The organism is Paenilisteria rustica, from assembly GCF_013820765.1.
Lineage (GTDB): Bacteria > Bacillota > Bacilli > Lactobacillales > Listeriaceae > Listeria_A > Listeria_A rustica.
Genome location: NZ_JABJVM010000051.1, coordinates 1 through 344, shown reverse-complemented (window position 1 = coordinate 344; position 344 = coordinate 1). Strand labels below are relative to the sequence as shown.

Here is a 344-nt window from a genome sequence, read left to right as displayed (position 1 = left end):
TCTTCTTTCAGATCGATACCTATCACATTCTGACCATGATTAGCAAACATGATAGCCGTTGGTAAACCGATATAGCCTAACCCAATAACTGCGATTTTCAAAGAATCATCTCCTCGTAGATTTTAAACCTTACTTATTGTTTGGAATCGAAATTTTCCATGTTGCGAGTATTTTTGGTTTGTCTTTTCCGAATGTCACTGGTTGATACGAAAACTCACCAGATTTTACGTCTTTCGGTAATTCAAAATTGATGGCTCCGCTCACTGTTTTGTCAGCTGCGATTTCTGTTCCGATATTGTTGGCATCTGCTTTCACTTGGTACGTTTTGTCACCAGATTTGAAAA

1 protein-coding gene and 1 pseudogene are annotated in these 344 nt (G+C 38.1%); both read right to left on the bottom strand.

Annotated features, from left to right (window positions below; genetic code table 11):
* The coding region (locus HPK16_RS17260) for a hypothetical protein (RefSeq protein WP_181677977.1) at positions 1–101 on the bottom strand (101 nt) is incomplete at its 3' end.
* Positions 102–129: 28 nt separating this feature from the next.
* Positions 130–344, bottom strand: a pseudogene (locus HPK16_RS17255) (DUF4352 domain-containing protein); the annotation flags it as partial.